Genomic DNA, 3,364 nt, shown 5'->3' with positions numbered 1-3,364 from the left:
GCCCCAGATCGAGGTCACGTTCGACATCGACGCCAACGGCATCGTGAAGGTCACGGCCAAGGACAAGGGCACCGGCAAGGAGCAGCAGATTACCATTTCCGGCTCCACCGCCCTGTCTGACGACGAGGTTGACCGCATGGTCAAGGACGCCGAGTCCCACGCCGAGGAGGACAAGAAGCGCAAGGACGAGATCGAGATCCGCAACCAGACCGATAGCCTTGCCTACTCCACCGAGCAGACCGTCAAGGAGCTCGGCGACAAGGTCCCCGCTGACATGAAGCAGCAGGCCGACGACGCCGTGGCCGAGGCCCGCAAGGCCCTCGACGGCACCGACATCGACGTCATCAAGGCCGCCGGTGACAAGCTCCAGGAGGTTGGCCACAAGCTCGCCGAGGTCGTCTACTCCAGCGCCCAGGCCGATGCCTCCGCTGGCGACGCTGGCCAGTCCGCCGGCTCGTCCGACGACGTGGTCGACGCCGACTACGAGGTTGTCGACGACGACAAGGACAACCAGTAGCGAGAGGGTGAGTCATGATGGCTCGCACCACCGTGAACGATAAGCAGGCGGGGGCCACCGCGGCCCCCGCGCCGAGCCCCGAGGGGGACGACGTGAAGGTCGACATCGAGGTCGAGGGCGACGAGAAGCCCGAGCAGACCGCCGACGCCCAGCAAGACGAGGCCCAGGCCGTTGAGGCCGAGGTCATCGAGCCCGAGACCAGCGACGATGCCGGCGAGCAGGCGCGCGTCGAGGCGGCCATCAAGGCCGGCGAGGCCGCTGCCGAGGCCGACATCAAGTCCGAGGCCGACGCCCTGCGCGCCGAGCGCGACGAGCTTGCCAAGAAGCTCGCCGACGTCGAGGGCGACATCGAGGCCGCCAAGGCCGAGGCCGCGAGCGCAGCCGACCGTCTCTCGCGCCTCCAGGCCGACTGGGAGAACTACCGTCGCCGCACCGAGCGCGACCGCGTGACCGAGCGCGAGCGCGCCTGCGAGGGCCTCGTGAAGGACCTGCTCCCGGCCATCGACGACCTCGAGCGCGCCATCTCCCACGCCCAGGCCACGGCCGAGGGCAACGAGGTGGCCCAGCAGCTCGCGGACGGCGTCTCGGCCGTGCACGAGAAGGTCGTCTCGGTGCTCGAGAAGCAGGGCGTCGAGGTCATCGACCCCGCCGGCCGGCCGTTCGACCCGCAGGACCACCAGGCGGTAGGTCGCGTCGAGAACGCCGACGAGTACGATGAGACCGTCGCGGACGTGTACCAGAAGGGGTACCGCCTGGGCGGCAAGGTCGTGAGGCCGGCCATGGTCACCGTCACCTACGGCGGCGCCAAGCGGCCTGCGGAAGCCCCGGAGGGCGACGCAGAGTCCAAGTAACGTGTCGCGTGCGCCCGGGCAACCCACCCGGGCGCACGCATCTGATTGAGAGGGGGTGCCCTTCGCCATGGCGCAAAGGACGTTCTACGACGTGTTGGGTGTCAAGAAAGACGCCTCGGTCGACGAGATCAAGAAGGCGTTTCGCAAGCTTGCGGTGAAGTATCACCCCGACGCCGGCGGAGACGAGCAGAAGTTCAAGGAGATCTCCGAGGCCTACGAGACGCTGTCGGACGACAAGAAGCGTCGCGAGTACGACCAGATGCTCATGTTCGGCGGCATGTCGGGCGGCGGCGGGAACTACTCGTACACCACAAACGTGGGCGGCAACTGGGCCGACATGTTCAACAACATGCGGGGCGACGGTGGCTTTGGCAACTTTGACTTCTCCACCATCTTTGGCGGGGCAGCCGGTGCCCAGGCCCGCCGCTCGATGCGCGGCTCTGACCTCACGCTCACCATCAGCCTGACGCCCGAGGAGGCCTTCAAGGGCACCAAGCGCGACGTTTCGTACATGGTTCCGTCCACGGGCGAGCGCGCCAAGCTCACCGTCGAGGTGCCGGCTGGCGCCTATGACGGCATGAAGCTGCGCTACCACGACCGTGGCGAGTACGGCAGCAACGGCGGCCCGCGCGGCTCGCTGGTCATTACCACGAGCGTGGCCGAGCACCCGCTGTTCAAGCGCGATGGCGCCGACGTGCGTCTCGAGCTGCCGGTGAGCATCTGGGAGCTTGCGCTGGGCGGCGAGGTTCGCGTGCCCACGCCGGGTGGCAACACGCTCAAGCTGCGCATCCCGGCTGGCACGCAGGACGGCAAGACGTTCCGCTTCCGCGGCTTGGGCGCCCCCAACGTCAAGCGCCGCGGCTCGTTTGGCGCCATGTACGTCACCGTGCGCGCCCAGATTCCCACGCGCCTCTCGGCCAAGGAGCGCGAGGCCCTCGAGGCCCTGCGCGATGCCGACGAGCGCGACTACCGCGCCAACGTCGAGAAGTACTTCAAGGCATAGCCAGGGGCGCCCCGTGCCGGGTCGCGGGGCGCCCAGTCGGACCGCACTGGCCCACTGAGAGGGGAGAGCCCCGATGGCCTACAAGAATGACGAGAGCCGCACCAAGCCGCTCTACATGATCAGCGTGGCGGCCGAGCTCACGGGCATGCACCCGCAGACGTTGCGCGTCTACGAGCAGAAGGGCCTCGTGAACCCCGGCCGCTCGCGCGGCAACACGCGCCTGTACTCGCAGGCAGACATCGAGCGCCTCGAGCTCATCGGCCGCCTCACCGACGAGGGCATCAACCTCGCCGGCGTGGTGCGCATCCTCGACATGCGCGAGCACGAGGAGGAGATGGAGCGCGAGATTGACGAGATGCGCGCCCGCGTGCGCGAGCTCGAGGACCAGGTGCGCGAGTTCAAGACCCGCGAGCGCATCACGGCGCTGGCCCCCTACGAGGGAATGTCTCCCAGCAAGGCCATGCTCGGCCTGCTCGGCGGCAAGGTCGAGAAGCCCGAGGACGGGGAGTAGCCTGCGGGGTTGCGGCGCTACCTGTGAGTGTTTCCGCGCGCGGTTCAAAGACTGCCGCGCCGCTTGCGGCCGCGCGCCTGGAGATGCCGCCCGCCGGCCGCCGTTAGTGCACATAAGCTCAGGAATACCGCCGATCTGGTGCAGCGAGCGCCAGGTCGGCGGCCTTTTTTACGCCAATCCGCCACTGCGGCGCCCGCGTGCCTGGCGAGCGCTCCCAACCCGTTTCCACGTGGCTCGCAAGCGATTATGGCCAGCTCTTCTCGCACTTAGAAAATCTATCTTGTAAAGACTTAGATTTCGCATCTGACACCCAGCATGCTGGGTACAATCACTATCGATAAGCAACGGCTGGCAACCGGGCTGCGAGGCCCTGGCTGCCGGCACCCCAGAGAGGTGATCGTATGAGGTTAGAAAAGATGGCCGTCACGGCGCAGGAGGCCCTGCAGGCCGCCATCGGCATCGCCACGGACGCCAATGCAGGC

General features: G+C 67.6%; 4 protein-coding genes. All 4 read left to right on the top strand.

Annotated features, from left to right (window positions below):
- Nucleotides 1-517, top strand: a 517-nt coding sequence (locus AC1VTH_RS07475) for an Hsp70 family protein (RefSeq protein WP_481335514.1), incomplete at its 5' end; no start/stop codon positions are given.
- Nucleotides 518-531: 14 nt separating this feature from the next.
- Nucleotides 532-1,368, top strand: a complete 837-nt coding sequence (locus AC1VTH_RS07470; RefSeq protein ID WP_481335513.1) for a nucleotide exchange factor GrpE — start codon at nucleotides 532-534, stop codon at nucleotides 1,366-1,368.
- Between the two features lie 67 nt (nucleotides 1,369-1,435).
- Nucleotides 1,436-2,371, top strand: a complete 936-nt coding sequence (locus AC1VTH_RS07465) for a DnaJ C-terminal domain-containing protein (protein ID WP_481335512.1) — start codon at nucleotides 1,436-1,438, stop codon at nucleotides 2,369-2,371.
- Between the two features lie 73 nt (nucleotides 2,372-2,444).
- Nucleotides 2,445-2,882, top strand: a complete 438-nt coding sequence (locus tag AC1VTH_RS07460) for a heat shock protein transcriptional repressor HspR (RefSeq protein ID WP_481335511.1) — start codon at nucleotides 2,445-2,447, stop codon at nucleotides 2,880-2,882.
- The last annotated feature ends 482 nt before the right edge of the window (nucleotides 2,883-3,364 follow it).

This window comes from Parolsenella sp., from assembly GCF_982402205.1.
This window is presented reverse-complemented; position numbering and strand designations above follow the sequence as displayed.